Source organism: Streptomyces asiaticus (genome assembly GCF_018138715.1).
GTDB lineage: Bacteria > Actinomycetota > Actinomycetes > Streptomycetales > Streptomycetaceae > Streptomyces > Streptomyces asiaticus.
The window spans coordinates 6,933,095-6,959,818 of the sequence record NZ_JAGSHX010000006.1 but is presented as its reverse complement, the minus strand read 5'-3'; the positions used below and the strand labels follow the sequence as shown (position 1 = coordinate 6,959,818).

At 71.6% G+C, this 26,724-nt stretch carries 23 protein-coding genes; 5 read left to right on the top strand and 18 right to left on the bottom strand.

Annotated features, from left to right (window positions below):
- Positions 1 to 42: 42 nt before the first annotated feature.
- Entirely contained in the window at positions 43 to 1,626 is a 1,584-nt protein-coding gene (locus KHP12_RS37520) for an aldehyde dehydrogenase (NADP(+)) (protein WP_211834153.1), read from the bottom strand.
- 87 nt (positions 1,627 to 1,713) lie between these two features.
- On the opposite strand from KHP12_RS37520, the gene KHP12_RS37515 reads away from it, so the two are divergent.
- From KHP12_RS37515 to KHP12_RS37500, 4 genes are all read left to right on the top strand, one after another.
- Positions 1,714 to 2,484, top strand: coding sequence for an IclR family transcriptional regulator (locus tag KHP12_RS37515; RefSeq protein WP_020872266.1), 771 nt, complete (start codon positions 1,714 to 1,716; stop codon positions 2,482 to 2,484).
- Between the two features lie 272 nt (positions 2,485 to 2,756).
- On the top strand, positions 2,757 to 4,022 hold the full coding sequence (locus tag KHP12_RS37510; protein WP_210609157.1) for a sensor histidine kinase: 1,266 nt from the start codon (positions 2,757 to 2,759) through the stop codon (positions 4,020 to 4,022).
- Entirely contained in the window at positions 4,019 to 4,720 is a 702-nt protein-coding gene (locus KHP12_RS37505; RefSeq protein ID WP_308016980.1) for a response regulator transcription factor, read from the top strand. Before KHP12_RS37510 ends, KHP12_RS37505 begins: the two co-directional genes overlap by 4 nt.
- 71 nt (positions 4,721 to 4,791) lie before the next feature.
- Entirely contained in the window at positions 4,792 to 5,772 is a 981-nt protein-coding gene (locus tag KHP12_RS37500) for an aldo/keto reductase (protein WP_211834152.1), read from the top strand.
- An 80-nt stretch (positions 5,773 to 5,852) separates the two neighbouring features.
- Here KHP12_RS37500 and KHP12_RS37495 read toward each other — a convergent pair whose 3' ends face one another.
- The 14 genes from KHP12_RS37495 to KHP12_RS37430 all read right to left on the bottom strand — a co-directional run bounded on the left by KHP12_RS37495 (position 5,853) and on the right by KHP12_RS37430 (position 22,630).
- Entirely contained in the window at positions 5,853 to 7,298 is a 1,446-nt protein-coding gene (locus tag KHP12_RS37495; protein WP_086884823.1) for an NCS2 family permease, read from the bottom strand.
- Positions 7,299 to 7,391: 93 nt separating this feature from the next.
- A complete protein-coding gene (locus KHP12_RS37490) occupies positions 7,392 to 8,612 on the bottom strand; it encodes a right-handed parallel beta-helix repeat-containing protein (RefSeq protein ID WP_086884824.1) in 1,221 nt (406 codons plus the stop codon).
- A 213-nt stretch (positions 8,613 to 8,825) separates the two neighbouring features.
- Positions 8,826 to 9,662, bottom strand: coding sequence for a polysaccharide deacetylase family protein (locus tag KHP12_RS37485; protein ID WP_086884825.1), 837 nt, complete (start codon positions 9,660 to 9,662; stop codon positions 8,826 to 8,828).
- 146 nt (positions 9,663 to 9,808) lie between these two features.
- Positions 9,809 to 11,185: an ABC transporter substrate-binding protein gene (locus tag KHP12_RS37480; protein ID WP_086884826.1), complete on the bottom strand. Its 1,377-nt coding sequence runs from the start codon at positions 11,183 to 11,185 to the stop codon at positions 9,809 to 9,811.
- A gap of 169 nt (positions 11,186 to 11,354) precedes the next feature.
- Positions 11,355 to 12,227, bottom strand: a complete 873-nt coding sequence (locus tag KHP12_RS37475; protein ID WP_210609162.1) for a DUF6807 domain-containing protein — start codon at positions 12,225 to 12,227, stop codon at positions 11,355 to 11,357.
- Positions 12,224 to 13,444 (bottom strand): Gfo/Idh/MocA family protein, encoded by a 1,221-nt coding sequence (locus KHP12_RS37470; protein WP_210609163.1) that lies wholly within the window; start codon positions 13,442 to 13,444, stop codon positions 12,224 to 12,226. Before KHP12_RS37470 ends, KHP12_RS37475 begins: the two co-directional genes overlap by 4 nt.
- Before the next feature lie 67 nt (positions 13,445 to 13,511).
- Positions 13,512 to 14,411 (bottom strand): carbohydrate ABC transporter permease, encoded by a 900-nt coding sequence (locus KHP12_RS37465; protein ID WP_086885893.1) that lies wholly within the window; start codon positions 14,409 to 14,411, stop codon positions 13,512 to 13,514.
- Complete coding sequence (locus KHP12_RS37460; RefSeq protein ID WP_086885894.1) at positions 14,408 to 15,334, bottom strand: carbohydrate ABC transporter permease; 927 nt, start codon at positions 15,332 to 15,334, stop codon at positions 14,408 to 14,410. Before KHP12_RS37460 ends, KHP12_RS37465 begins: the two co-directional genes overlap by 4 nt.
- Positions 15,335 to 15,451: 117 nt before the next feature.
- Positions 15,452 to 17,191: an L-arabinonate dehydratase gene (gene araD, locus KHP12_RS37455; protein WP_211834151.1), complete on the bottom strand. Its 1,740-nt coding sequence runs from the start codon at positions 17,189 to 17,191 to the stop codon at positions 15,452 to 15,454.
- A complete protein-coding gene (locus tag KHP12_RS37450; RefSeq protein WP_211834150.1) occupies positions 17,188 to 18,090 on the bottom strand; it encodes a dihydrodipicolinate synthase family protein in 903 nt (300 codons plus the stop codon). The genes araD and KHP12_RS37450 overlap by 4 nt, the downstream gene beginning before the upstream one ends.
- A gap of 108 nt (positions 18,091 to 18,198) precedes the next feature.
- Positions 18,199 to 18,837 (bottom strand): GntR family transcriptional regulator, encoded by a 639-nt coding sequence (locus KHP12_RS37445; RefSeq protein ID WP_086885897.1) that lies wholly within the window; start codon positions 18,835 to 18,837, stop codon positions 18,199 to 18,201.
- 138 nt (positions 18,838 to 18,975) lie between these two features.
- Positions 18,976 to 20,145, bottom strand: a complete 1,170-nt coding sequence (locus KHP12_RS37440; RefSeq protein WP_210610377.1) for an MFS transporter — start codon at positions 20,143 to 20,145, stop codon at positions 18,976 to 18,978.
- 305 nt (positions 20,146 to 20,450) lie between these two features.
- On the bottom strand, positions 20,451 to 21,650 hold the full coding sequence (locus KHP12_RS37435; RefSeq protein ID WP_211834149.1) for a hypothetical protein: 1,200 nt from the start codon (positions 21,648 to 21,650) through the stop codon (positions 20,451 to 20,453).
- Positions 21,647 to 22,630, bottom strand: a complete 984-nt coding sequence (locus KHP12_RS37430; RefSeq protein WP_211834148.1) for a 5-dehydro-4-deoxyglucarate dehydratase — start codon at positions 22,628 to 22,630, stop codon at positions 21,647 to 21,649. The genes KHP12_RS37435 and KHP12_RS37430 overlap by 4 nt, the downstream gene beginning before the upstream one ends.
- 320 nt (positions 22,631 to 22,950) lie before the next feature.
- Here KHP12_RS37430 and KHP12_RS37425 point away from each other — a divergent pair, with 320 nt between their 5' ends.
- Positions 22,951 to 23,760, top strand: coding sequence for an NAD-dependent epimerase/dehydratase family protein (locus KHP12_RS37425; RefSeq protein WP_037949614.1), 810 nt, complete (start codon positions 22,951 to 22,953; stop codon positions 23,758 to 23,760).
- Positions 23,761 to 24,267: 507 nt separating this feature from the next.
- Here the strand turns inward: KHP12_RS37425 and KHP12_RS37420 are convergent.
- From KHP12_RS37420 to KHP12_RS37410, 3 genes are read right to left on the bottom strand one after another with little or no spacing between them, the layout of a single operon-like run.
- Complete coding sequence (locus KHP12_RS37420; protein WP_276328681.1) at positions 24,268 to 24,843, bottom strand: cysteine hydrolase family protein; 576 nt, start codon at positions 24,841 to 24,843, stop codon at positions 24,268 to 24,270.
- A 2-nt stretch (positions 24,844 to 24,845) separates the two neighbouring features.
- Entirely contained in the window at positions 24,846 to 26,291 is a 1,446-nt protein-coding gene (locus KHP12_RS37415) for an MFS transporter (protein WP_086885626.1), read from the bottom strand.
- Positions 26,288 to 26,716 (bottom strand): MarR family winged helix-turn-helix transcriptional regulator, encoded by a 429-nt coding sequence (locus KHP12_RS37410; protein ID WP_086885625.1) that lies wholly within the window; start codon positions 26,714 to 26,716, stop codon positions 26,288 to 26,290. Before KHP12_RS37410 ends, KHP12_RS37415 begins: the two co-directional genes overlap by 4 nt.
- Positions 26,717 to 26,724: the final 8 nt, after the last annotated feature.

Below are 26,724 nucleotides of genomic sequence, written 5' to 3'. Positions count from 1 at the left end.
GTCAGATCCGCGGGTCCGGCGGCCGGGCCGTCGTTCCGGGGGTCAGCCGCGCTGCTCCCGGACGCCGTTGATCCGCCGCGGCAGCTCCAGCGGGTTCTCGGCGCGCAGTTCCGGCGGCAGCAGGGCGGCCGGGGTGTCCTGGTACGCGACCGGCCGCAGCCAGCGCTCGACGGCGGTGCCGCCGACCGAGGTGGAGGTGGAGGTGGTGGCCGGGTAGGGGCCGCCGTGGTGCTGGGCGGGGGCGACCGCGACACCGGTCGGCCAGCCGTTGACCAGGACCCGGCCGGCCAGCGGGGTGAGCTCGGCGATCAGCTCGCCGGCCCGGCCCTCGGTGCCCTCGCCCTCGGCGGCGGAGAGGTGGACGGTGGCGGTGAGGTTGCCCGGGAGCCGCCCGAGCACCGCGCTGATCTCGTCGTCGCTCTCGTAGCGTGCCACGACGGTCACCGGGCCGAAGCACTCCTCCAGCAGCACATCGTGCGGGCCGCCCTCGACGAGCCGCCGCGCCGGGACGGTCAGGAAGCCCGCGCTGACGGTGTGCTCACCGCCGGAGCCGGGGGTGACCGGGGCCTCGACGTCCGCCAGCTCGACGCGCTCCTTGATCCCGGCGACGAAGTTGTCCCGCATCCGGTGGTCGAGCAGGACCCCGGCGTCGGTGTTGCTGACCGCGTCGGTGAGGGACTTCAGCAGGCCGTCGCCCGCCGGTCCGGCCGGGGCCAGCACAAAGCCGGGCTTGGTGCAGAACTGGCCGACGCCCAGCGTCATGGAGCCCGCGAGCCCGGCGCCGATCTGGTCGCCGCGCTCGCTCGCCGCGGCCTCGGTGACCACGACCGGGTTGAGGCTGCCCAGTTCGCCGTGGAAGGGGATCGGCACCGGCCGGGAGGCCGCCGCGTCGTGCAGGGCGCGGCCGCCGCGGACCGAGCCGGTGAACCCGGCGGCGGCGATCAGCGGGTGCTTGACCAGCTCAAGACCCGCGTCGAAGCCGTGCACCACCGCGATCACATCGGCGGGCACCCCGACCCGCTCGGCGGCGCGGCGCAGCGCGGAGGCGGCCACCTCGGAGGTTGCGGGGTGGTCGGGGTGGGCCTTGACGATCACCGGGCAGCCCGCGGCGAGGGCGCTGGCGGTGTCCCCGCCGGGCACGGAGAAGGCGAGCGGGAAGTTGCTGGCGGCGTAGACGGCGACGACGCCGAGCGGCAGCTTGTAGCGGCGCAGATCGGGCCAGGGCGGGGTCTGGGTGGCGTCGGCGTGGTCGATGCGGACGTCGAGGAAGGCGCCCTCGTCCACGATGGTCGCGAACGACCGCAGCTGGTAGGTGGTGCGGGCGAGTTCACCGGTGAGCCGGGCGGGACCGAGGGCGGTCTCCGCGTCGGCGGCCTCGACCAGCTGGTCACGGGCCTCGTCGAGCAGATCGGCGGCGGTGCGCAGCAGGGCGGCGCGCACCGCGCGATCGGCCAGGGAGCCGCGGGCGGCGTGCGCCGCGCGCACCACGCGGTCGACCTCCTCCGCCGTGGCTTCGACCGCTACCTGCTCACGCTGCTTTCCGGTTCGGGGGTCGACGCTCCACACTGGTGCTGACACCGCGGATTCCTCCTGCTGTGGTGTTACCGCTGCTTGCGTCACACACATCGACGGTGTTCGATATGCTGAACGCTGTCCCGGGTGATGAATTTCCCTTCGGGACTCTATGGCTGGTCGAACAGAGGGGTCAAGGCGATGTCAGCTGCCGAGACAGGCGGGGCCCAGGTCAAATCGGCGGTCCGCACGGTCGAACTGCTGGAGTTCTTCGCCGGGCGGCCCGGGATGCACAGCCTCGCCGCGGTCCAGGAGGCCGTGGGCTATCCCAAGTCGAGCCTCTACATGCTGCTGCGCACCCTGGTGGAGCTCGGCTGGGTGGAGACGGACGCCACCGGCACCCGCTACGGGATCGGGGTGCGCGCCCTCCTCGTCGGCACCTCCTACATCGACGGCGACGAGGTCGTGGCCGCCGCCCGCCCCACCCTGGACCGGCTCTCGGACGACACCACCGAGACCATCCACCTCGCCCGGCTCGACGGCACCAATGTCGTCTATCTCGCCACCCGGCAGTCGCAGCACTATCTGCGCCCCTTCACCCGCGTCGGCCGCCGGCTGCCCGCCCACTCCACCTCGCTGGGCAAGGCGCTGCTGGCCACGTACTCCGACGAGCAGGTGCGCAAGCTGCTGCCGGAGACGCTGAGCCAGCTCACCGAGCACACCATCACCGACCGCGAGAAGCTGATCGAGGAGCTGCACCTCATCCGGGAGCAGGGGTACGCGGTGGACCGCGAGGAGAACACCCTGGGCCTGCGCTGCTTCGGCATCGCCATCCCGTACCGCACCCCCTCGCGCGACGCCATCAGCTGCTCGGTGCCGGTGGCCCGGCTCACCCCCACCCATGAGCAGATGATCAAGGACGCCCTGTTCGACGCCCGGGACCGGCTCACCCTCGCGACGCGCCGCCTCTGACCCAGGGGAGGACGGCCTCCTCCGCCGCACGGCGGAGGGGGATCGTCGGGCGGGGTGACGCGCGGCGCCCGCCGGGCCGGGAGGCTGGTGGCCATGGTCCAGCCCCTCCCCGGCACGCGCTTCGCCCCCGCCCGCGGCCCCGTTGCCCCCGCCGCGCCGATGAATCTGACCTACGCTGTGCGGATGACCGTCGGATTGCTCGTCCTCACGGCCGGCGGGCGCTCCCTCCGCGAGCGCGGCTCCGCGGGCCGCGCGGCGGAACACCCCGCCCGGTGACCGGGGTGTGGTGGCGGCGGGCGGTCCGAACGGTGGTCGGCCGCCGGACCCAGCTGCGCTGGGTCCATCTGGTGCTCGGTGGCGCCCTGCTGATGCCGTACTACCTGCTGACCACCGTGGTCTTCGCGATGCTGGCTCACGGTGCCGATCCCTTCACCTCGCTGCGCTGGCAGCTGGGCACCTTCGCCTCGGCCCTGCCGCTGGCCGCGCCGACCGCGCTCCTGCCGCTCGTACGCCCCCTGGAGGCCACCGCCGCGCGCTCGCTGTGCGGGCTGCCGGAGTCCGCGGAGCTCGCGGCCGGGCCCGCCGACTCATGGGACGCGCGCGCCCGCACCGCGCTCTGGTACGCGCTGCACCTGGCCATCGGCGGGCTGGTCAGCGGGCTCTTCCTGTCCCTGCTGCCCGCCTCGGCGCTGCTGGTCGCGCTGCCGTTCACCGACGATTCGTACGCCGACGGGTTGGGCTGGCCGGACGCGTTCGGCTCGACCCCCACCGCGCTGGCGCCGTTGGCCGGGGTGGCACTGCTGGCCATGCTCATGGGGATCGCCGCTGCCGCCGGGGCGCTGCTGGCCCGCTGTGCGCCCGCGCTGCTCGGCCCGGCCCCCGCCGAGCGGCTCGCCGCCGCCGAGCGGCGGGCCGCCCGGCTGGCCTCCCGCAACCGGCTCGCCCGCGAGCTGCACGACTCGGTCGGCCATGCGCTGAGCGCGGTGACCCTCCAGGCGAGCGCGGCCCGTAAGGTCCTCGACTCCGATCCGGACTTCGCCCGGGAGGCGCTGGCGGCCATCGAGGAGACCACCCGGGAGGCGGTCGGCGAACTCGACAGCGTGCTGGGCCTGTTACGGGAAGAGGAGGCCGCCCCGGCCACCGCCCCCTCCCCCACCCTGATGGACCTGGACGGGCTGCTCGCCCGCACCCGGGCCGCGGGCGTCGCCGTCGAGCTGACGGCCCCGGGCACGCTGGACCGGCTGCCGCCCGTGGTCTCCCGCGAGGCGTACCGCATCGTCCAGGAAGGGCTCAGCAACGCGCTGCGCCACGCGGGCCGGGTGCCGGTGCGGCTCCGGATCGCCGAGGACCCGAAGAAGGTGGAGATCACGATGGAGAACCCGGTGGACGGAACCACCCGGGCACGGACCGCCGGCGGCGGCCGCGGGCTGCGCGGCATCGCCGAGCGGGTCACCCTGCTGCGCGGCACCTGTGCCTGGGACACCGTGGACGGCGTCTGGCGGCTGACGGTCCGGCTCCCGGTGGAGGCGTCCCGGTGAGCACCCCGCCGTCCCCCCTGAGCGCCCCGCCGTCCCCCCTGCGCCTCGTGCTCGTCGACGACGAGCGGATGGTGCGCACCGCGCTGCGCGCGATCCTCTCCAGCGAGCCGGACCTGGAGGTCGTGGGCGAGGCCGGAAGCGGCGCCGAGGCCGTGCCGGTGGTCCGTGAACTGCGCCCGGACGTGGTGCTGATGGATGTCCGGATGCCCGATGTGGACGGCATCCGCGCCACCGAGCGGATCCTGGGCACCGTGCCGGACCCGCCGCGCGTCATCGTGGTGACGACGTTCGAGAACGACAGCTATGTGTACGACGCGCTGCGCGCCGGGGCCAGCGGCTTCCTGCTCAAGCGGGCCCGCGCGGCGGAACTGGTGCAGGCGGTGCGCGTGGTGGCGCGCAGCGATTCGCTGCTGTTCCCGGCCGCGGTGCGGGCGCTGGCCGCCGAGCACGCCGCCGCCCGCGGCCCGGACCGCGAGGCGACGGCGCGGGCGCTGCGCGAGCGGCTCTCCGAGCGGGAGGCCGTGGTGCTGCGGCTGATGACCGACGGGCTGTCCAACTCCGAGATCGCGGCCCGGATGGCGGTGGGCCCGGCCACCGTCAAGACGCATGTGGGGGCGGTGCTCACCAAGCTGGGCGTCCGGGACCGCACCCAGGCGGTGATCGCCGCGTACGAAAGCGGTTTCGTCACGCCGGGCTGACAATCCGGCGGCCGGAGTGGTCTGCTGTGACGGGTCGGCCGAACGGGCGGACGAGCAGGAGGAGCAGACGCATGGAGTACGTACGGCTCGGCACGTCGGGCGTCAAGGTGTCGCGGATCTGCCTGGGCATGATGAGCTACGGCAACCCCGAGCACCGGCCCTGGCAGCTGGACATCGACGACGCGCGGCCGATCGTGCGGCGCGCGGCCGAGGAGGGGGTGACCTTCTTCGACACCGCCGACATGTACTCGGTGGGCCGCAGCGAGGAGATCACCGGTGAGCTGCTGCGGGAGCTCTTCCCCAGCCGCGACGACTACGTCCTGGCCACGAAGGTCTACAACCCGATGGGCGAGGGCCCCAACGACCGCGGGCTGTCCCGCAAGCACATCATGGCGGGCATCGACGCCTCGCTGCGGCGGCTGGGCACCGACCATGTGGATCTCTACCAGATCCACCGCTTCGACCACGAGACGCCGCTCGAGGAGACGATGGAGGCGCTGCACGATGTGGTGAAGGCCGGAAAGGCCCGGTACATCGGCGCGTCCTCCATGTACGCCTGGCAGTTCGCCAAGGCCCAGCACATCGCCGAGGCACACGGCTGGACCCGGTTCGTCTCGATGCAGAACCACTACAACCTGCTCTACCGCGAGGAGGAGCGGGAGATGAACCCGCTCTGCCTGGACCAGGGCGTGGGTGTCATCCCGTGGAGCCCGCTGGCGCGCGGGCTGCTGGCGGGCACCCGCGACCGGGACCGCACCGGGCAGACGGTCCGGGCGGGCAACGATCCGCTGGTGGAGAGGTGGTACGCGGACGCGGACTTCTCCATCGTGGACGCCACCCGCGCGATCGCCGAGGAGCGCGGGGTGTCCCCGGCGCAGGTCGCGCTGGCCTGGCTGCTGAGCAGGCCGGCGGTCACCGCTCCGATCGTCGGCGCCACGAAGACCCGCCATCTGGAGGACGCGGTCGCGGCGGTCGGGCTGACGCTCGACGAGAAGGAGGTGGCCCGCCTGGAGGCCCCCTACCGCCCGCGCCCCATCATGGGCCACAGCTGACGGGGCGGGGCGGTTCCCGGGACGGCTTACGGGGCGACTGGGCGGCTCCGGGACGGATTCCAGGGCGGAGGCGGCGCGGCTCAGGTGAGCAGCCGCTCCAGGGGGTCGATCGCGAAGTAGACCACGAACAGCGCGGCCGTCCCCCACAGCAGCCAGTGCACCTCCCGCGCCTTGCCCAGCACCGTCTTGATCACGACGTACGAGATGAACCCGGCGCCGATCCCGTTGGAGATGGAGTAGCTGAACGGCATCAGCGCGATGGTGAGGAACGCCGGGACGGCGATGTCGATCCGCTCCCAGTCGATGGACCGCACCTGGCTCATCAGCAGGAAGCCGACCGCGATCAGCGCCGGGGCGGCGGCCTGGGCGGGCACCACGGTGGCCAGCGGGGTCAGGAAGAGCGCGAGCCCGAACAGCGCTCCGGTGACCACGCTGGCGAACCCGGTGCGCGCGCCCTCGCCGACCCCGGCCGCGGACTCGATGTAGCTGGTGTTGGACGAGGCGGACGCGGCACCGCCGAGTGCGGCCGCCGCACCGTCGATGAGCAGCACCCGCCCCAGCCCCGGCACCCTGCCCTCGGCGTCCAGCAGCCCGGCCTCGTTGCTCACCCCGACGACCGTGCCCATGGTGTCGAAGAAGTCGGACAGGATGAGGGTGAAGACCAGCAGGACGATGGTGACCACACCGACCTGCTGGAACGCCCCGAAGAGGCTGAAGGAGCCGAGCAGCCCGAAGTCCGGGGTGTCGACGACGCTGTCGGGGAGGGTGGGCACGGTCAGCCCCCATGCCTCCGGCCGGATGTCGGCGATCTCGTTGATGACGATCGCGAGCACGGTCGAGACGACGATGCTGATCAGCAGGGCGCCCTTGGCCTTGCGCGCCATCAGCGCGATGGTCAGCAGCACCCCCACGCAGAAGACCACCACCGGCCAGCCGCTGAGCCGCCCGTCCGAGCCGAGCTGCACGGGTGTGGAGCCGGTGGGTCCAGGGATACGGGAGACGAACCCGGCGTCGATGAAGCCGATGAAGGCGATGAACAGCCCGATCCCCACGCTGATGGCCTGCTTCAGTGCCTGCGGGATGGCGTGCATCACCGCCTCGCGCAGCCCGGTCACCACCAGCGCGCAGATGATCAGGCCCTCCAGGACCACCAGGCCCATGGCGTCGGCCCAGCTCATCTGCGGGGCGATCTGGAAGGCGACGACCGCGTTGAGCCCGAGGCCCGCGGCGAGGGCGAGCGGCAGATTGCCGCCGATGCCCATCAGGACCGTCATCACGGCGGCCACCAGGGCGGTGGAGGTGGCGAGTTGGGTGCCGGAGAGCTGCTCGCCGAACTTGTCCTTCGCCCCGCCCAGGATGATCGGGTTCAGGACGAGGATGTACGCCATCGTGAAGAAGGTGGCGAACCCGCCCCGGACCTCCCGGCCGAGGGTGGAGCCCCGCTCGGATATCCGGAAGTAGCGGTCGAGCAGGGGGAGTCCGGGCAGTGGTGGGGCCGGGGCCTTGTCCGTGATCTGTCTCGCCATGGTCGCGCTCCTCGGGGACGGCGGGCGGGTCGGCGGCGTGCCGGATCAGGGGATTGTGCCTGCCAGGAGCGCGATTCAGGTTTTCCCGAGGTTTCAGTTCATCGGCGAACCGATCTCGGTGCGGTCCATGACCACGAGGAAGCCGGTGAGCGGCAGCGAGCCGTTCGGCCGCCGGGGGCCGAGGGCCGTGGTGGGGTCGGTGGTGACCAGCGGCGGGGTGGTCCGGCCGCCCGGCGCCCAGTTGTTCTCCCGCGAGACGGCGAGGAGGCCGGTGTCGGCGCTGCCGCGGCCGTTGGAGAGCGCGAGGTTACGGGTCAGCTGGGCACGGGAGCCGGCCACGGCGTAGCCCTTGCCCCAGTTGTCGAAGGAGGTGGTGCGCTGGAGCCGGAGGGCTCCGGTGTTGCCGCCCGCGTCGAAGCCGCTCTTGGTGTTGGCCCAGGCGGCGGAGGACCGTACGACATGGGCGGGCGAGGGGGCGTCCCGGCGCTCGGCGCCGAGCTGGAAGCCGCTGCCGTCGCCCTTGAAGTAGGGGATGTGCCAGCGGTTCCGGCCGTTCCCGAAGGCCCAGGAGTGCTCGATGGTGACGGGGCTCGCCCACATCCACAGGTCGAGGCCGTCGTCGCTGTTGTGGAACAGCCGGGATCCGGTGACCACATTGCCGGTGCCGGAGCCGTGGGTGATGGCTATGCCGTCGGCCCGCTGGCCGCCGGTGGCGTCGTCGTGGTTGGCGTAGGAGTCGAGGTTCCGGATGAGGTTGTCGTTGGTGTCGTCGCCGCGGAGGGTGAGTCCGGTGTCGCCGTTGCCGTGGGTGCTCAGGTTCTGGAAGACGTTGCGCGCGCAGGAGGTGCAGACCAGGCCGCCGCCCGGGGCGTTGCGCAGTTCGATCCCCGAGACCGTCCAGTAGTCGGCGGCGAGGGAGACGAGGGAGGAGCCCTGGCCCAGCCGGGAGCCGTCGAGCCGGACCTTCTCCGCCCGGTACGACCGCAGTTGGACGCGCTCGCGGGGGGTGCCGCTGGTGGAGCTGCGCAGGGTCCTGGAGGGGTAGTAGGTGCCGCCGCGGACCTCGATGGTGGTGCCCGCCTTGGCGACGGAGAACGCCTTCTCCAGGCTTCGGTAGGGGGACTTGAGGGTGCCGGTGTTGCCGTCGCTGCCGTTGGTGGCCACATACAGGGTGGTGGGCACGGCGCTCGCGCCCTCCGGCGAAGCCGTCAGATAGACCCCGGCCACGGCCGACGCCACGATCACGGCGCTGCCCAGCGGCAGCGTGCGATCCTTGCGACGGCGGTGGCGGCCCCGTTTGCGTCTCAGCTTCATGGCAACTCCTGTTCCGCGTCGAGAGAACGGGCCGGAGGATCCAGACCGGCCCGCTCCATGTCGTAGTTGCCGCCAGTCCAGATTAGGTTGCCGGGTCCCCGAGGATTCTTAGATTACGAAATCCCGATCGCATCGCGATAGCTTGCGACAACACTTGATCATTTTGTGGCCGAGGATGTTCGAACGCGACGGAGATCGTGTCGGTCTGTTGCCTCATGGGCGATAGACCTTGCCCGGTTCCGGGACGGCCGGGGCCATCAGCTGGGAGACCGTCACCACCGTGTAGCCCTCCTTCTTCAGCTTGGCCAGTATCCCCGGCACCGCCGGCACCGTGCCCTTGTAGATGTCGTGCAGCAGGATGATCCCGTCGCGCTTCGTCTGGTCCAGCACCCGCTTCTCGATCAGCGCGGAGTCGTTCGTCTGGTAGTCCTTCGCCGTCACGCTCCACAGCACCTGCGCCACGCCCAGCTCACGGCAGATCTTGGAGACCCGCTCGTCCGTACGCCCCTGCGGCGGGCGCATCAGCAGCGGCGTACGGCCGGTGAGCTTCTTGACGGCGGTCTGGACGCGGGTGATCTCCGAGCGGACCTCGTCGGAGTCGGTCTTGGTCAGGATCTTGTGCGACCAGGTGTGGTTGGCCAGTTCATGTCCCTCGTCGGCGATACGGCGCACCAGGTCGGGGTGTTTCTCGATGTGCTTCCTGCCGAGCATGAAGAAGGTCGCGTGGGCCTTCTCGCGCTTGAGGATCTCCAGCAGCCGGGGGGTGTTGCCGCTGGGACCCGCGTCGAAGGTGAGGGCGACGCATTTGGCGACGGCGCAGTCGACGGAGGCGTTCGTCCCGTTCTTGCCGTTCGCCCCGTCGCCCTTCTTGAGCACATCCGGCTTGGAGGCGGCCGGTGTCGAGTGGCCGGCGTCCGACGCCGCGTGCTCCCGGGCGCTGCGCGGCGAGGTGGTGTCGTACGACGCACCGCAGCCGCTGAGGCCCAGCGTCAGGCAGACGGCACCGACGAGACTGACACACAGCCCGGATATTCGATCTTTTCGCCCCATTGATGCCCCCGAAGTCCTCTTGTGGCCAATAGTGGTCGCCATGCCACCAACGTCCGCCCACATACGTAAAGTTGGCAGCACAAACTGCGAGCACTATACACCGCACGTATACATGGAGTTCATAGAGGACTCGAGGGGCCCGAACGCTAGCTCCGGTGCTTCTTCCAGTCCGCCTGTGCCGCGTTGAGCTCCTTGGCGACCTTGTCGCAGAACGCCTTGGCGGTCATCTTGCCGAGCAGCACCTTCTGGAAGCTGGGTTCGTTGTCGGCCTTGCTGATGTTGTTCCAGTCCGGGAGGTAGTACGGGAGCTGGACGACCTTGGTCCGCGGATCGTTGAGCGACTCCAGCGCGGCCTTGGTCGGCGGGGCCTTCGCGATCCAGTCGTCGTCCGCGGCGCCGACGTTGGCGGGGATGGCGCCGACGTCCTCGTTCCAGAGACTGTTCATCTCCGGGGAGGCCGCGAACTCGATGAACTTCCAGGCCGCCGCCTTGTTCTTGCTCGACTTGAACAGCCCGAGGCCGTCGACCGGGTTGGAGACGATGGTGCGCGCCGCACCCTGCCGGGACGGCGGCAGCGGTATGCCCGCGATCTTGTCCTTGCCGAGCAGGCGTACGTGGTCCACATAGCTGCCGAGGTTGTGCTGGAGCATCCCGATATCGCCCTGGTCGAACTGGGCGACCATCTTGGCGAAGTCGTTGTTGAGGTCCGCGGCGGGGGTGACCTTCTTGAAGAGGGCGATGTACTTCTCGAGTGCCGCGACGTTCTTCGGGTCGTTGAGGGTGGTCTTGTCGCCGTGCCCGCTGTCCCCGCCGTCTGCGCCGTCCCCGCCGTTCCAGAAGGACGAGATGCCGGACTGGGCGTACATCATGTCCAGCGCCTGGGCGATCGAGCCCGCGCCGCCGCGCAGGGTGAAGCCGAACTTGTTCCGGCCCTTGTCCGTCAGCTCGTCGGCGGCCTTGTAGAAGTTCTCCCAGCTGTCGGGCGCGGGCAGCTTCGCCGCCTTGAAGAGGTCGGTGCGGTACCAGAGGGTGCCCTGGTTGGCGGAGGTCGGGACGGAGTACAGCTCCTTGTCGTCACCTCCGGCCGTGCGGACGCTCTCGACCATGTTCTTGATCAGCTTGCCCTTGAGGGCGCTGTCGCCTATGCGGTCGGTCACGGGGTCGAGGGCGCCCTGGGCGACGAGGTTGGCCAGATACGCGGTGCCCACGCCGCCGACGTCGGGCAGGCTGTCGCCGCCGCTCTGGATCGCGGTGTCGTACTTCGACTGCACGTTGGCGATCGGGATCGGGACGTACGTGACCGTGATGTCGGGGTTCTTGTCCTCGAACTTCGCGATGATCTGTTTCCAGATCTTGGTGCGGGGGCCGCCGTTGTTGTCCCAGAAGGTGATGGTGCCCTTGCCGGAGCCTTCCTCACCGGTGGTCGAGCCGTCGTCGCCGCAGGCGGTGGCTGTCAGGGCGAGGGTGAGGGTTGCGGCCAGGGCGGTTGCGGTGCGGTGCGGTCTGCGGGTGCGTGGGTTCATGGCTAGCTGTCCCTCTCCTTTGTGGGTTTCCTTGCGGTTGCTGGCCGTAGGGAGCGCGCCGTTGTGACTGGGGCCCGTGGCCGTGTGCGGGTCGGTTGTGCCCACCCGTCCCGCCGGGGGGCACCTCCCAGCGGTAGCTGGGGGAGGGACGATTGCCCACAACCGGTGTTCATACCGCCGCTCCCCTGTCGGAGAGGTGGGCTGCCAGGCGGGCTGCCTCCGGGTGGGTCAGGCGGGTGTCGGCTATCGCTGTGACGATGCGGCGGGTGACCGTGTCGGCGGGGGCTATGGGCAGGGGGCGCTGCCAGGTCAGGGCCGAGCCGACGCCCGGGTGGTCGCCGGTGCGGACCCACCACGGGTCGGCCCGGGTGGCGCCGGTCGCGCCGACGAAGACCAGCGTCCAGTCGTCGGTGGCCAGCGCCAGCCAGTCCGCGGGCCGTCCGTGCACCGCCGCCTCGCCCTCGCCGTCGGCGCCGAAGACGTGCGCGGGCTCGGGGCGCCGGGGGACGCGCCAGAAGAAGCCACCCGCATGACCCGCTCCGCCGAGGGCGATCTCCTCGCCCGTCACATTGGTGAGGGCCGAGGTGAAGTCCAGTGCCCAGCACTCCGTGCCGAGGGACCGTACGGCCACCGTGCGCCGCTCCAGCAGCAGTTGCCGCCCACCGGCCGTCCACGACAGCTCTTCCACGAATCCGTCGGGGTCGCGCAGCAGCCAGCTGAGGTGACGCTGACTGCCGTGGTGGTCCCGTCGGCCGGAGCCGCCCAGGAAGTTCCATCCGGCCACCTCCGGGATGGCCATGGACACCCCCAGATGGGCCGGATCCTCGGCGGGCCGCAGCCCGGTGACGGTGACGCCGCCGAGGGTGCGCACGGGGTGCAGATACGGGTGCGGCGCGACCGTGCCCGGCAGTTCGGGGCGGTGCACATACGTCCCGACGACCCGGTGTTCATGGCGCAGCAGGGTGCACGGGGGACGGCGGGTGAGGGAGGGAGTGAGCGGGGTGGAGGGGGTCAGGGGGTTGGAGGGGGTCAGGGGTGTCATGGGTGCGGGACCTCCGTGGGGGGAGCGGCCCAGGGGGCGCGCAGTTCGGAGTACAGGGCGAGGCGCTCGGCGCCGGCGGTGACCAGTCGGTCGATGCCGGTCACCACGCGCCGCTCGGCCGCTCGCGCGGTGACGCCCGCACCGGGCTCGGTGCGCCAGGCGTCGGCGGGCAGCGGGACCGGTGCGGGGGCGGTGCGGACCGCCTCGACCACGCGCATGAACGCGCCGGTGCGGTCCGGGGGAACGAGCAGTTCGGTGCCGTCGCGCAGCTGCGCGACGAGGTTGTCCAGCAGATCGGTGCGCGGGTGGCCGGTGGTCTCGGGCGGCGCCCCGTCGCGTTCGACACGGACCCGGTCCAGCTTGTACCAGAAGGTGATCCGGCCCCGGTCGCCGTGAACGACCACATACGGCTCACCGGGCTCCTCCGCGCACAGGGTGACGGCGGCGGCCACGGTGGTGCCGTGGGTGGTGCGGATCCGTACGCAGGAGGTGTCGTCGGCCTCGATGGCGTTGGCCCGGTACAGCTCCAGCTCGATACCGGCCACGTCCTCGGCCCGGTCGGCGTCGGCGAGGTGCAGGGCGGTGGCCACGGCGTGGGCGAGGGGGTTGGTGAGGACGCCGTCCACGACGTCACGGCCGTCGAGGGTGCGGTGTCCTGCCCAGGGGGCGCGGGTGTAGTAGTCCTCGTCGCGGGCCCATGCCCCGGCCGCGCCGATGCCGCGGATCGCCCCTATGCGGCCGTCGGCCATGAGTTTCCGGATGGCGGGCAGGGCGTGGGAGCCGAGCGACTGGAAGCCGATCTGGCAAGCGGTTCCGTATCCGCGGAGTCCTTCGCTCAACCGGGTGAATTCGGCGTACGAGGGTGTGGGCGGCTTCTCCAGCAGAAGGTGCGCACCGCGTTCGGCGGCGGCGAGGGCGAGGTCGGCGTGGGTGTGGATCGGGGTGCAGATGACGGCGATCCGGGCGCCGGTGCGGGTCACGAGCGCGGCGAGGTCGGCGGACTGCTCGGGCTCGCCGAGCCCGTCGCCCAGCTCCTCCCGGGTGAGCGGCGCGAGTTCGCACACCCCGGCGAGGCGGACCTTTCCCTCGGCGGTCAGCCGCCGGATGTTGTCCAGATGCCGGCGCCCATGCCCGCGGGCTCCCGCGAGGACGAGAGGTATCGGTTCCTGCGGCTCCGTCGGTTCATTCGGTTCATTCGGTTCCGGGGCCGTACCCATGCTCGGACCTCCTTGTCCGACTCGTTCGCGAATGCTCGTTCCGCCGACCCAACGGGTCAGGTTTCGCTCAGCCCTTGACCGCCCCCGCGCTGAAGCCGGTGATCAGCCACTTCTGGATGAAGGCGAAGACGATGACCACGGGCACCGCGGCGATCACCCCGCCCGCCGCGAGCGCGCCCAGGTCGACGCTGTCCGCCCCGATGAGGGTGTTCAGGCCGACCGGGATCGTCTGCTTGTCCTGGGAGCTGAGGAACATCAGCGCGAACAGGAAGTGGTTCCAGCTGTGCACGAAGGCGAAGGAGCCGACCGCGATCAGTCCGGGGCGCAGCAGCGGCAGCACCACCGCGCAGAAGGCCCGGAAGCGGCCGCAGCCGTCCACCCATGCCTGTTCTTCCAGTGACACCGGCACGTTCTTGATGAAGCCGCTGATGAGGATGATCGACAGGGGCAGCTGGAAGACCGTCTCCGCGATGACCACGCTCCCCAGCGAGTTGATCATCTGAAGGTTCTTGAAGATCTCGAAGAGCGGCACCAGCATCAGCGCGCCCGGGATGAACTGCGACGCCAGCAGCGCCAGCATGAAGCCCCTTTTGATCCGGAACTCGAAGCGGGCGAGGGCATAGCCCCCGGCCAGCGCGACCGCCGTCGTCATCACCAGCGAGGCGACGCCGACGATCATGCTGTTCTGGAAGAAGATCCCGAAGCTGCGCTCGTTCCACACCTTCTGGAAGTGCTCACCGGTGACCGGCCAGGGCACCAGCGCGTTCGAGCCCGCGGGGCGCAGCGCGAACAGCAGCATCCAGTAGAAGGGGAGGAGGGTGAACAGCAGATACAGGCCCAGCGGCAGATAGATCTGCCAGCGCGGTACGCCCTGGTCGGATCCGCGCCGGCGCCTTCCGCGGGCGGCGGGCGGCGGGGTGGCCGCGGCGGCGGGCAGGGTGTCCTGCTCGGCGAGTGCGGCGGTCACTTGGCCTCGCCTCCGAACGTGCTCAGGCGCAGATAGAGGATCGAGCAGAAGAGGAGGATCACGAAGGCGACGGTGGTCAGCGCGGAGGCGTAGCCGAAGTCGTGGCCGTTGATCCCGGTGTTGGCGACGTACAGCGGAAGGGTGGTGGTCTGCCCGGCCGGTCCGCCGCCGGTGAGGGTGTAGAGCAGATCGACGTTGTTGAACTCCCAGACGCCGCGCAGCAGCGTGGAGAGGATGATCGCGTCCTTCAGATGCGGCAGGGTGATGTGCAGGAACTGCCGCGCCCGGCCCGCGCCGTCGACCGAGGCCGCCTCGTAGAGGTCCCTGGGGATGGACTGGAGGTCGGCGAGGAGCAGGATCGCGAAGAACGGGACGCCGCGCCAGAGTTCGGCGACGACGGCGGCCCAGAAGACGGTCCCGGTGTCCGAGAGCACCGAGGTGCCGTAGGTGCCGATCCCCGCGTCCGCGAGATAGCGGCTGATGCCGGTCGACGGGTTGTAGAGCAGCATCCAGATGGTGGTGGTCAGCACCCCGGACACGGCCCAGGGCGAGAAGACCAGGGCGCGGGCGAGACCGCGGCCGAGGAAGGTCTGGTTCACCAGCAGGGCGAGGACGAGGCCGAGCAGGAGCTGCGACAGCACCTCGGTGACGACCCACTTGCCGCTGAAGACGAGCGTGTCCCAGAACTGCGGGTCGTCGGTGAGGATCCGGGTGAAGTTGTCCAGGCCCGCGTAGCCGTTCCGCCAGGGCTTGGTGACGTTGTAGTTCCGCAGGCTGTAGTAGAGGACGCTGAGCATCGGATAGGCGATGAAGCCCAGCATCAGCAGCCCGGCGGGGGCGATCAGCAGATACGGGAGGCGGCGGGCCGGTCCTCCCGTACGGCACCGGGTGACCCGGGGTGGTTTCGCCACGGCGTGGGCCATGACTGCTTCTCCGTTCTCAGGGGTGCGGGGTCTGGTCTCAGAGGTGCGGGGTCTGGTGAAGCGCTTCCGTGAAGCGCTTACCGAATGACGTTCGGTATCCCGTACAAAAAAATTCGCTCAGCCCGCGTACGGTTCGGGCACCGCCCCGGGGCGGGCCAGGAACCGGAAGTCGCAGCCGGTGTCGGCCTGGGTCATCTGCTCCTGGTAGAGCGCGCCGTAGCCGCGCTCATAGCGGGGCGGCGGGGCCGTCCACCGCGCCCGGCGCCGTTCCAGCTCGGTGTCGTCCACCTCCAGCCGCAGCACCCGCGCCGCGACGTCGAGGGTGATCGGATCGCCGTCGCGGACGAGCGCGAGCGGGCCGCCGACATACGACTCGGGTGCGATGTGCAGCACACAGGCCCCGTAACTGGTGCCGCTCATCCGGGCGTCGGAGATCCGCACCATGTCCCGCACCCCCTGCTTCAGCAGATGGTCGGGGATCGGCAGCATCCCGTACTCGGGCATTCCGGGGCCGCCGAGGGGTCCGGCGTTGCGCAGCACCAGCACACTGTCCTCGGTGATGCCGAGACCGGGGTCGTTGATCGTGGCCTGCATCGTCCGGTAGTCGTCGAAGACCACGGCCGGGCCGGTGTGCTTCAGCAGCCGGGGCTCGGCGGCGATGTGCTTGATGACGGCGCCGTCGGGGCACAGATTGCCGCGCAGCACCGCCACTCCGCCCTCCTCGGCCAGCGGGCGGTCGCGGTCCCGGATCACCTCGGGGTTGTGCACCAGGGCGCCGTCGAGCTGTTCGCGCAGGGTGGGATGGGCGACGGTGGGGCGGTCCAGGTGGAGGACGTCCGTCAGCCGGGAGAGGAAGCCCGGAAGCCCGCCCGCGAAGTGGAAGTCCTCCATCAAGTACTGGCCGCCGGGCCGCAGATCGGCCAGTACGGGGACGGTACGGGCGATCCGGTCGAAGTCGTCGAGGGTGAGCCGCACCCCGGACCGGCCCGCCATGGCGATCAGATGGATCACCGCGTTGGTGGAGCCGCCCAGGGCGAGCACGGTCGCGACCGCGTCCTCGTACGCCTCCCGGGTGAGCAGCTCGGAGAGCCTGAGGTCCTGCCAGACCAGCTCGACCACGCATAACCCGGAGGCCGCGGCCATCCGGTCGTGCCCGGAGTCCACGGCCGGGATGGACGAGGCGCCGGGCACGGTCACGCCCAGCGCCTCGGCGGCGGCCGTCAGCGTGGAGGCGGTGCCCATCGTCATGCAGTGGCCGGGTGAACGGGCCAGCCCCCGCTCCAGCTCGGAGATCTCGCAGTCGCCGATCAGCCCGGCCCGCTTGTCGTCCCAGTACTTCCACATGTCGGTGCCCGAGCCCAGCACCTCATTGCGCCAGTGGCCGGGCAGCATCGGCCCGGCCGGGACGAAGACCGCCGGGAGGTCGGCGCTGGCCGCGCCCATCAGCAACGCCGGGGTGGACTTGTCGCAGCCGCCCAGCAGCACGGCGCCGTCGACCGGGTACGAGCGGAGCACCTCCTCGGTCTCCATGGCGAGGAGGTTGCGGTAGAGCATGGGGGTGGGCTTCTGGAAGGTCTCGGAGAGCGTGGAGACCGGGAACTCCAGCGGGAAGCCGCCCGCCTGCCAGACCCCGCGCTTGACCGCCTGGGCGCGGTCGCGCAGATGCGCATGGCAGGGGTTGATGTCGCTCCAGGTGTTGAGGATCGCGATGACCGGCTTGCCCAGGTGCTCCTCGGGGAGATAGCCGAGCTGCCGGGTGCGGGCCCGGTGACTGAAGGAGCGCAGGCCGTCGGTGCCGTACCACTGGTGGCTGCGCAGCTCGTCGGGGCGCTTGCGCGCGCTCCGCCGCGTACTCATACCGACCACCCCTCGACGATCGCGGCGACCTCCGCGCGCCTCGGCTCGGGCAGCGGCTTGCTCGGGGCGCGGACGTCGCGCCGGCACAGGCCCATCGCGGCAAGCGCTTCCTTGACCACCGTGACGTTGTTGGCGGACTGGCGCTCGGCCCTGAGGTCCTCGAACCGCCGGATCTGCTCCCACACCTTCATCGCGCCCGGGTAGTCCCCCGCGCGCAGCGCGCCCAGCATGTTGAGCGAGACGTTGGGGGCCACGTTGGCCAGGCCCGAGGTGAAGCCGGTGGCGCCGACCGCCCAGTACGAGGGCGCGTACAGCTCGGCGAGCCCGGCCACCCAGACGAACCGGTCCAGCCCCGCGTCGCGCGCCACGGCCGCGAAGCGGGTGGCGTCGTGGACCGCGTACTTGACCCCGATGACATTGGGGCACGCCTCACCCAGCCGGGCGATCGCCGCGCCCTCGATGAGCGGATTGCGCAGATACGGCACCACGCCCAGTTCGGGGACGGCCTCGGCGATGGTGCGGTGGTAGTCGATCCAGCCGTCCTGGGCGACGTACGGATGCACCGGCTGATGGACCATCACCATGTCGGCTCCGGCGGCGCGGGCGTGGCGGGCGGCCTCGACCGCGGTGGCCGCGTCATGGCCGACCCCGACGAGCACGGTGGCCCGCCCGGCGGCCTCCTCGACGGTCAGCTCGGTGACCAGCCGCCGCTCTGCGAGAGTGAGGGCGTAGAACTCCCCGGTGTTGCCGTTCGGGGTGACGGCCTTGACCCCGCCGTCGAGGAGCCGGCGGAGCAGGGCCCGGTAGGCGGCGCGGTCCACGGCGCCCTCGGCGTCGTACGGGGTCACCGGGATCGCCACGACGTCCGCGAGCGCCGTCCTCAGCGGTGAGTAGTCCATACGAACCCTTTCTCTCGATGTTGGGCATCGGGACGAGCTGTTCGGATGGTGCTGAGTGCTGTGCGCTGGGTGCTGGGTGCTGGGGTCGGCGGCCGGGGCCGCCGGGTGCTACTCCCCGTCCGGGAAGGCGCGCCGGACGAAGGAGGCGATGTGCTCGTGCAGTGCGCGGGCCGCGCCGTCGGCGTCGCCGTCGAGCGCGCGGGCGAGGATCTCCCGGTGCTCACGGGCCTCCTGTTCCCAGGAGGGCACCGCCTGCCAGGCGATGGCGGACACCAGCGCGGCCTGGTCGCGCAGTTCGTCGAGCATCCGGGTCAGCAGGGGGTTCCCGCAGGGCAGATAGAGCGCCCGGTGGAAGTCGCGGTTGGCGAGCGACCGCCCGGCCGGATCGGCGGCCGCGTCCGACCGCTCCAGCGCGGCCCCGGCGTCCTCCAGCCCGGCCCGCGCCGCCACGGTCCGGCGCAGCGCCTCGGGCTCCAGGAGCAGCCGCACGTCGTAGACGGCGTGCGCCATCGCGGTGTCCACGGTCCTGACCGTGGCCCCCTTGTACTCGCTCATCACCACGAGCCCCCGCCCCGCGAGCGTCTTGAGCGCCTCCCGCACGGGCGTCTTGGACACCCCGAACTGCGCGGCCAGTTCGGCCTCCACCAACGCCTGCCCGGGCCGCAGCCCGCCGGTGAGAATCGCGTGCTTGACCGCCTCCAGCACGTATTGGGTACGGGAGGGGATCGGGCTCGGGGCGATGTCCATGGATGCTCTCAGATCTCACATATCGCGTCTCATATATGACATACGAAGTACGACGCGATGAAATTAGGGCGGCCCCTGGGGTTCGTCAACGGTTCTGACAAAACTGGCCGAGAGCGCCGAGCCGGGCGCGTCCCGCCCTTACGCCCGTTCAGGAGCCTCGGCCGGGTGGGGGCGTTGGGTGATGGCTCCGGGGAGGGCGGGTTCCCGCAGGGGGCGGAGGAGGAGGCAGCCGAGGGCGGGGAGGGCCATCAGGGGGGACAGGGCAGTCTGGAGGGTGGTGGCGTCGGCCAGGGCGCCGATGAGGGGGCTGGCCAGGCCGCCGACGCTGACGGTCAGGCCCAGGGTGACCCCGCTGGCGGTGCCCACGCGGCGGGGCAGATAGTCCTGGCCGAGGGTGACGTGCAGGGAGAACGGCACGTAGAGCCCGGCCGAGGCGAGGGCCACGCAGAGGTAGAGCGCCGGGCCGGGGACGAGGACGACGCCCGCGACGGCGAGGACGGTCAGGGCGTACGACCACCGGACGACCGGGACGCGGCCGTGGCGGGCGGCGAGCCCGCCGCCCACCACCGTGCCCACCGCACCGCCGGCGTACAGCACGAACAGGGCGGCTGTACCGGCCAGTTCGCCGCCGCCCGCGCGCTCGCGCACATACAGCGAGATGAACGCGCTCAGCCCGACGAAGACGATCGAGCGGCACATGATGGCGCCGGACAGCCGGAGGAAGGAGGGCCAGTCGTCCCGCCCCTCTCCCCCGCGGCTCGCCCGCGCGGGCCCGGCCGCCGCGCCCGGGGCCCTGAGCGCCCGTAGCGCGGCCGCGCACAGGGCGGCTCCGGCGACGGCGGGGAGGACCAGCAGCGGGGAGGCGCGCAGACCGCCGGTGGCGATGACGGCGGCGACCGCGAGCGGCGCGGCGGCGAAGCCGATGTTGCCGCCGAGGGAGAACCAGCTCATCGCGGTGTGGCTGCCCCGGCTGGCGAGCCGGGCCACCCGGGCGGACTCGGGGTGGTACGCGGCGACGCCGATCCCGGAGACGGCGACCACCGCCAGGGTCGCCGCGTAGGAGCCGGTGACCCCGCTCAGCGCCACCCCCGCGCCGCCCACCAGCGTGCTCACCGGCAGCAGCCACGGCATGGCCCACCGGTCGGTGAGCGCGCCGAACAGCGGCTGTACGACGGACGACAGCAGCGAGGCCGCCAGTACGACGCCGGAGGCGGCGGCGTAGCCGTAGGCCCGTTCCGAGACGAGGAACGGCACCAGCGCGGCCACCGCTCCCTGGTAGATGTCCACGCAGGCATGTCCCAGGGACATCAGCGCGATGGGCCTGCGGTGTGAGGTGGTGGTGGTCCGTTTCGTCGACACCCCTCGATCGTGGCGATGCCACCGGGTGTCGCGCTTCCGATAATCCGCCGGGCCGTCCCGGAAACCCGCCAGGCGCTCCGCTGGAAGTGCCTTGACCTGCCGTCGATTGTCCGCGGCGCCGTCGTGGCCGGTCGCCCATGCGGCGAAGCCGCACGGGCGACACAGCCGCATGGGCGACACGGCCGCGGCGGAGCCGTACATTGCCACGGACCCGCGCCCATCCCGGGCCGGATCTGCGCGTCTCCGAGCTCGTCTCAGCTCAGCTCGGCCAGGGCCGTGCGGACGGCCGCCAGGTCCTGGTCCGAGGCCAGACCGGCGTGGTACAGCCGGAGCTCGTCCGCGCCCAGCTCCACCGCGTGAGCCGCGTCCCGGGCCAGCGTCGCCGGGCTGCCACCCATCCCCGCCACCACCGTGAAGTTGGCGGCGAGCACGGTCCGTTCGGTCCGGTACGGGACGAACGGCGGCAGGACCCCGGAGCGCACTGCCTCGCCCCCCGTGCACGGCAGTACGACCCCGTCGGCCTGAGCCAGCACATCGGCCGGGTCCACGCCCACGTTGGCCCCGAGCCGGTGCGGGGCCGGGTCGGCGTGCAGCAGGACCTGGAAGTCCTCGTCCGCCGCGGCCCTTACGGCGGCCACGGCCTCGGCCCGCAGACCGCTCGCGATCCGGTTGCGCCAGGCCGCGAAGAGCGCGGCGTGGTCGGCGCCGAGCAGCTTCTCGACCTCGGCCCACTCCCCCGCGCGGTCACCGCCGTCCGCGGTCGCCTCGCCCGTCCACACCGGCCGCAGGGCGCGCACGACGAGCTCGCGCAGCTCCTCGGGGTCGGCGCCCAGCTCGGCGTAGCCCGCCTCGCAGCTCTCGCAGAAGCACAGCGACATCAAGTACTGGCCGGCGCCGCCCAGCGGCACCCCGCCGATCTTGTCGTGGGCGTGCAGATGGGCCAGCCCGTACCAGCCGCAGGACTCCAGCTCGATGCCGCGGGCGCCGGGCCGTACGGCGGCCTCGGCGGCCAGGCCCACCAGATAGGCGCGCACCTCGGGGCGGGCGATACAGGGCGCCCACGGGTAGCGGTCGCCATAGGCGTTGCGCACCGTGATGCGCGGATGCTCCTCGCCCAGCCGGGTGTTGTGCGCGAGCACCACCCAGGCGTGGACCTCGAGACCGGCGTCGGCCAGCGCGGCGGCCGCCTCCCCGTACGGATCGTCGCCGGGCACCCATGACTGCTCGTACGGCCGCAGCTCGCGCCCCTGCCAGCGCTCCGCGCTCGGCGGGTAGAGCACGGCCGCGTGGCGGGCGGTGACGATCCGGTGGCCGGGGTGGCGCGGGGTCAGGGCCCGGGTGGAGTGGTAGGCGGAGGCCAGCGTCACCTGCTGGACGCCGAGGTCGGCGATGCGGCGCGCGGCGTCCGGGTCCCCGACGACGTCCCAGGGGTAGACGAAGGCGGAAGCCTTCACCGCGCCTCCCCGTCCGCGCCCTCGTTCCCGCCCTTGTCCGCGTCCCCGTCGCCGTCCCCGACCAGCGCCATGCCGCGCTCGATCAGCTCGGCCAGCTCCTTGACGTGGGCGGGGCTGGGCTCGCTCAGCGGCGGCCGCACCTCGCCGACGTCCAGCCCGCGCAGCCGGACCCCCGCCTTGACCAGCGACACCGCATAGCCGCGGCCCTGGTTGCGGAGCTCGACCAGCGGCCGGTAGAAGCCGTCCAGCAGCTTGTTGGCGGTCTCGTCGTCGCCCGTCGTCAGCGCCTTGTGGAAGGCGAGGGCGACCTCGGGGACGAAGCAGAAGACGGCGGAGGAGTAGAGCGTCACGCCGATGCCGCGGTAGGCGAGGCCGGTCAGCTCGGCGGTCGGCAGCCCGTTGAAGTACCGGAAGCCCTCGTCGGGGGCGTCGGCCCGCACCGCGCTCACGACGCGCTGCATCAGGTCGAGGTCGCCGATGCCGTCCTTGAGGCCGATGATGCCGGGCACCTTGGCGAGCCGGGCCACGGAGTCCGGGGCCAGGACCGCGTTGTCCCGCTGGTAGACGATGATATCGAGGTCGGTCGCGCCCGCGAGGGCGCTGTAGTGGCGGATCAGCCCCTCCTGATCGGCCACGACCAGATACGGCGGCATGGCGAGCAGCCCGTCCGCACCGGCCCGCTCGGCCAGCTTGGCGTACTGGATCGCCAGCGCGGTCCCGTACCCGGCGCCCGCGACCACCGGCACCCGCCCGGCGGCCTCCTCCACGGCGACCACGACGCAGTCGTGGAACTCCTCGGGCGTCAGGGCGTGGAACTCGCCCGTGCCGCAGCACGCGAAGACGGCGCCAGCCCCCGCCTCGATCCCGGCGCGGACGTGCGCGCGGTAGATCTCCAGGTCCAGGGCGCCATCGGGACCGTAGGCGGTCACGGGGAAGAACAGCAGTCCGTCAAGGCGCTCGGCGAGTGAAGCTGAGGTCACGGGCTTCTCCCTGTCGTGTACACCGACCCGTCGTCACCCACCGACGCCGCGTGCACGTTTCTGATCGTCATCTACATTCGTGAACGAGTTCACCGTAAGGCAGCCATCGGCCGCCGGTCAAGGGCGCCGACCGGGTGACGCCACTCACCCGACACTCACCCGACGCTGAATTCGTCGGCATCGCGCCACCCTTGACGGCCCACGCGTCGATCCCTACGGTGTCCATGAATCTGAACCACATACATGAATAAAAACCGCCTACGCAAGAGCGCCCTGCGCGACAACCCCATAACGCGACACCCCTTACGGAGGCTCCGCCCATGCCCGCTCCCCGCACCGTCCTTCTCACCGGCGCCGCCGGCGGCATGGGCACCTTGATGCGCGAGCTGCTGCCGCCGTACGGATACCAGCTGCGGCTGCTCGACCAGCTCCCCATCGAGGGCGAGCCGGACGCGATCACCGCGGATCTGTCCGACCGGGACGCCCTGCGCGAGGCCGTGCGGGGCGTTGACGCGATCATCCATCTCGCGGGTATCTCCCTGGAAGCCCCGTTCGAGAAGATCCTTCGGGCCAATATCGAGGGCACGTACAACGTGTACGAGGCGGCGCGCGAGGCCGGGGTCCGCCGGATCGTCTTCGCCTCCAGCAACCACGCCGTGGGCTTCACCCCGCGCCCGGTGGGGGACGACCCGCTCATCCCGCTCGACACCCCGCGCCGCCCCGACACCTACTACGGGCTGTCCAAAGCGTTCGGCGAGGACCTGGCCTCGTTCTACTGGGACAAGCACGGCATCGAGACGGTCGCCATCCGCATCGGCTCCTGCTTCCCCGAGCCGACGACGGTCCGCATGCTGTCCATCTGGATGAGCCCGGCGGACGGCGCCCGGCTGCTCCACGCCGCCCTCACGGCGGAGAACGTGGGCTGCACGACGGTCTACGGCAGCTCGGCCAACACCCGCCTGTGGTGGGACCTCTCCTCGGCCCGCGCCCTGGGGTACGAGCCGCGGGACGACTCCGAGCCGTACGCCGCGAAGCTGATCGCCGAACAGGGCGAGCTGGAGCCGGGCAACCCCGACCACGAGTACCTCGGTGGCGCGTTCTGCACCAACCCGCCGATCTGGCCGCGTTGAGGTTTTCGGGCGGGCTCGTGTGCGTAGGGGCGCCGCTTACCGAGGCGGGGTGGCTTTTGAGCATGGGGCCGGAGGTGGGGGGCGGGGCACCGCCGCCGGCCGCCGGGCCGGTGGGGTGTCGGGGTCGTGGCGGCTCGGCGATGCGGGACGAGCGGTTCGATCCGGAGTGCGGACCGGCGGGACCCGGGGCGGTCCCTCCGGGTACCCCTTCAAAAAACGCTTGATCTGAAGCAACTAATTTGTCAAGCAATTCCGGAAGGGGTACCCCACCCCCGGCCCATCCGGAGGGCGGTCCGGCCCCGACGCCCATCGACCCGCCAGTCCGGCAACGACCCCGGCCACCGGACACCGGAGCCGCCGCCGGGCCCCGCCCCCACCGGCCCGGTGCCCGGCGACGAGCGCCGGGCACCCACCCGCCGACCCATGCTCAAATGCGCCGAAGGCGCGAAACGGCGCCGCACCCGACCGAGCCGCTCAGCCCCAACGCCCACGCCCATCCCGAGCCGCTCAGCCCGCCGTGTTGGCCCACTCCTCCACCGTCGTGACCTCGGCCTGCGACGGAAACACCTTCTCGATGAGCAGCCGGTGCACCTCCGGGTCCGGGTCGTAGCAGGCGTCGGACAGCACCGTGAGCCGGAAGTCCAGGTCGGCGGCCTGGCGCAGGGTGGACAGGACGACGCCACCGGTCGCGACACCGGTCAGGACGAGATGGGTGATGTCGCCGGACCGCAGCACCACATCCAGGTCGCTGCCGGCGAACGCGCTGACCCGCCGCTTGGTGACCACGACCTCGTCCGGCCGGGGCGCCACACCGGTGTGGATGGCGATCTTGGGGTCGTCCTCGGTGTAGAGACCCGGCGGCAGGGAGCCGACGACCTTGTTGCGGGCCGAGGCCTCGGGACGGCCGGAGCGGAAACCGATGGCGACGTACACGACGGGGATTCCGGCGTTACGGGCCGCGTCGACCGCACGGCTCACGCGCTCCACATAGTCGGGGTCCTGGACGTGGGCCACGATGCCCTCCTGGACGTCCATCACGAGCAGAGCCGTCTTGTTCGCGTTCGCGTTCACGTTCGCGTTCACGTTCATGAAGCCTTTCGCTGCGTCGGTTGTTGCGCGGAAGAGGGATCGTCGGAACCGATGCGGCCCAGCGAGCGGTCCACGAGCGTCAGCGCCAGACACAGACCGGTGATGGCGAGCATGAACCAGGCCAGGCCGTGCAGCCCGCCGGTGTCGGCGCGGTCGCCGAAGAAGGCGCCGTTGGCGCTGGAGGCGACGATCGCGCCGAGGTAGAAGAAGGTGCGGAGCAGCCCCGCCGAGGAGCCCATCCGCTCCGGATCGGCCTGGTGGTACACCGCGTTCTGGAGGGCGAGGTTCATCAGCCCCTGCGGTACGCCGAAGACGAGCCCGACGACGATCAGCAGCCATATCGCGCTGTGCGGCTGGAGCGGGAGCAGCAGGACGCAGCCGACGATCTGCGCCACGGCCCCCACCAGCAGCTTGCCGCGCACGGCGGCGCGGCGGCCGGTGGCGGTGGACACCGCGATCCCGGTCAGGAACAGGGGCAGTTGGGCGAGCCCCGCCTGGGAGGCCGTCAGCCCCCGGCCGTCCTGGAGCCACTGCGTGTAGCCGTAGAGAAAGACGTACGAGACGACGGAGACGAGGAGCGCGCGGGCGTAGGTGAGCAGCAGGGGCGGATTGCCGCCGAACACCCGCAGATCGATGAAGGGCTCCGCCGCCCGCAGCTCCCGCACCGCGAACCCGGCCGCCGCCACCGCCATCAGCACCGGCAGATACCACCGGTCGGCCCGCGGCTCCATCAGGAACAGCAGCAACGAGACGAGCATCGCGGCGAACAGCCCCATGCCGATCAGGTCCAGCCGGACGCGCTCATCGGTGCGTTCCGCCGGGGGCCGCTCCTTCGGCAGACGCCGTACGCCGAGGATCAGACCCGCCACCGCCAGTGGGATGTTGACGGCGAACGTGGAGCGCCAGCCGCCCAGCCCGATCAGCAGTCCGCCCAGGGGCGGTCCGATGACCGCGATGGTCTGACTGGCGACCGCGAGGATGGCGAGGATCCCGGCGGGGCTCTCCTGGCCGGTCCGCCGGGCCTCCCCGCGGATGAGGTACATCGCGGCCGGATAGCCCGCGCAGGTGCCGAACCCGAGCACCACCCGCGCGACGATCAGTGTCCCCAGGTTCGTGGCGAGCAGACCGATCAGGCCCGCGATCCCGGTCAGGGCCGCCCCGGCGAGGAAGAGGCGGCGCGGCCCGTAGAGGTCGATCAGCCGGCCCATGACCGGCTGGCCTATCGAGGTGGCCAGATAGAGCGCCGAGACCAGCCAGGCCGTCTGCGCCGGCGGCGCCCCGAACGCGGCGCCGATCGGCACCAGCGACACGGAGATGATCGAGGAGTTGACCGGGTTCAGTACCGAACCCAGGATCATCGGCGCGAGGAGCCTACGGTCGAAGGCGCTCCCCGCGTCCGCCCTGCCCTTTCGTCGTGTGAGCCGCGTCAACCGCTGGATCATGCGCGGCTGAGCCGGTCCAGCAGGGCCAGCGCCTCGAGGATGGTCTGCCGTTCCGCTTCCGTGTAGCCGCTCTCCAGGGCCTGGGCGAGCCATTCCTCGCCCGCCCGCCGCTTGTCGTCCAGGAACGCGCTGCCCATGTCGCTCGTCGAGACCAGCTGCCGCCGCCCGTCATGGGGATCGGGGCGCCGCTGGATCAGTCCGCGCTCCTCCAGCACGGCGAGCGTGGCCGCCATCGACTGCGGCCGTACGCGCTCGGCCGCCGCCAGCGCGCTGGCCGAGGCGGGGCCCTCCTTGCTGAGCCTGCTGAGCACGGACGTCTGCGAGGGGGTGAGCTCCTCGTTGTCGTACGTCTCCCTGAACCGCCGCCGCAGCCGGCCGATCACTACACGGATCTCATACGCGGCGCGCACGGCGGACGCGGACATGCCGTCAA

What these genes read in the sequence shown, in the direction of transcription:
- KHP12_RS37520 (WP_211834153.1), bottom strand. Translation starts at nt 1,626, where the DNA reads ATGTGTGTGACGCAAGCAGCGGTAACACCACAGCAGGAGGAATCCGCG.
- KHP12_RS37515 (WP_020872266.1), top strand. Translation starts at nt 1,714, where the DNA reads ATGTCAGCTGCCGAGACAGGCGGGGCCCAGGTCAAATCGGCGGTCCGC.
- KHP12_RS37500 (WP_211834152.1), top strand. Translation starts at nt 4,792, where the DNA reads ATGGAGTACGTACGGCTCGGCACGTCGGGCGTCAAGGTGTCGCGGATC.
- KHP12_RS37495 (WP_086884823.1), bottom strand. Translation starts at nt 7,298, where the DNA reads ATGGCGAGACAGATCACGGACAAGGCCCCGGCCCCACCACTGCCCGGA.
- KHP12_RS37490 (WP_086884824.1), bottom strand. Translation starts at nt 8,612, where the DNA reads ATGAAGCTGAGACGCAAACGGGGCCGCCACCGCCGTCGCAAGGATCGC.
- KHP12_RS37485 (WP_086884825.1), bottom strand. Translation starts at nt 9,662, where the DNA reads ATGGGGCGAAAAGATCGAATATCCGGGCTGTGTGTCAGTCTCGTCGGT.
- KHP12_RS37480 (WP_086884826.1), bottom strand. Translation starts at nt 11,185, where the DNA reads ATGAACCCACGCACCCGCAGACCGCACCGCACCGCAACCGCCCTGGCC.
- KHP12_RS37475 (WP_210609162.1), bottom strand. Translation starts at nt 12,227, where the DNA reads ATGACACCCCTGACCCCCTCCAACCCCCTGACCCCCTCCACCCCGCTC.
- KHP12_RS37470 (WP_210609163.1), bottom strand. Translation starts at nt 13,444, where the DNA reads ATGGGTACGGCCCCGGAACCGAATGAACCGAATGAACCGACGGAGCCG.
- KHP12_RS37460 (WP_086885894.1), bottom strand. Translation starts at nt 15,334, where the DNA reads ATGGCCCACGCCGTGGCGAAACCACCCCGGGTCACCCGGTGCCGTACG.
- araD (WP_211834151.1), bottom strand. Translation starts at nt 17,191, where the DNA reads ATGAGTACGCGGCGGAGCGCGCGCAAGCGCCCCGACGAGCTGCGCAGC.
- KHP12_RS37450 (WP_211834150.1), bottom strand. Translation starts at nt 18,090, where the DNA reads ATGGACTACTCACCGCTGAGGACGGCGCTCGCGGACGTCGTGGCGATC.
- KHP12_RS37445 (WP_086885897.1), bottom strand. Translation starts at nt 18,837, where the DNA reads ATGGACATCGCCCCGAGCCCGATCCCCTCCCGTACCCAATACGTGCTG.
- KHP12_RS37440 (WP_210610377.1), bottom strand. Translation starts at nt 20,145, where the DNA reads ATGTCCCTGGGACATGCCTGCGTGGACATCTACCAGGGAGCGGTGGCC.
- KHP12_RS37425 (WP_037949614.1), top strand. Translation starts at nt 22,951, where the DNA reads ATGCCCGCTCCCCGCACCGTCCTTCTCACCGGCGCCGCCGGCGGCATG.
- KHP12_RS37415 (WP_086885626.1), bottom strand. Translation starts at nt 26,291, where the DNA reads ATGATCCAGCGGTTGACGCGGCTCACACGACGAAAGGGCAGGGCGGAC.
- KHP12_RS37410 (WP_086885625.1), bottom strand. Translation starts at nt 26,716, where the DNA reads ATGTCCGCGTCCGCCGTGCGCGCCGCGTATGAGATCCGTGTAGTGATC.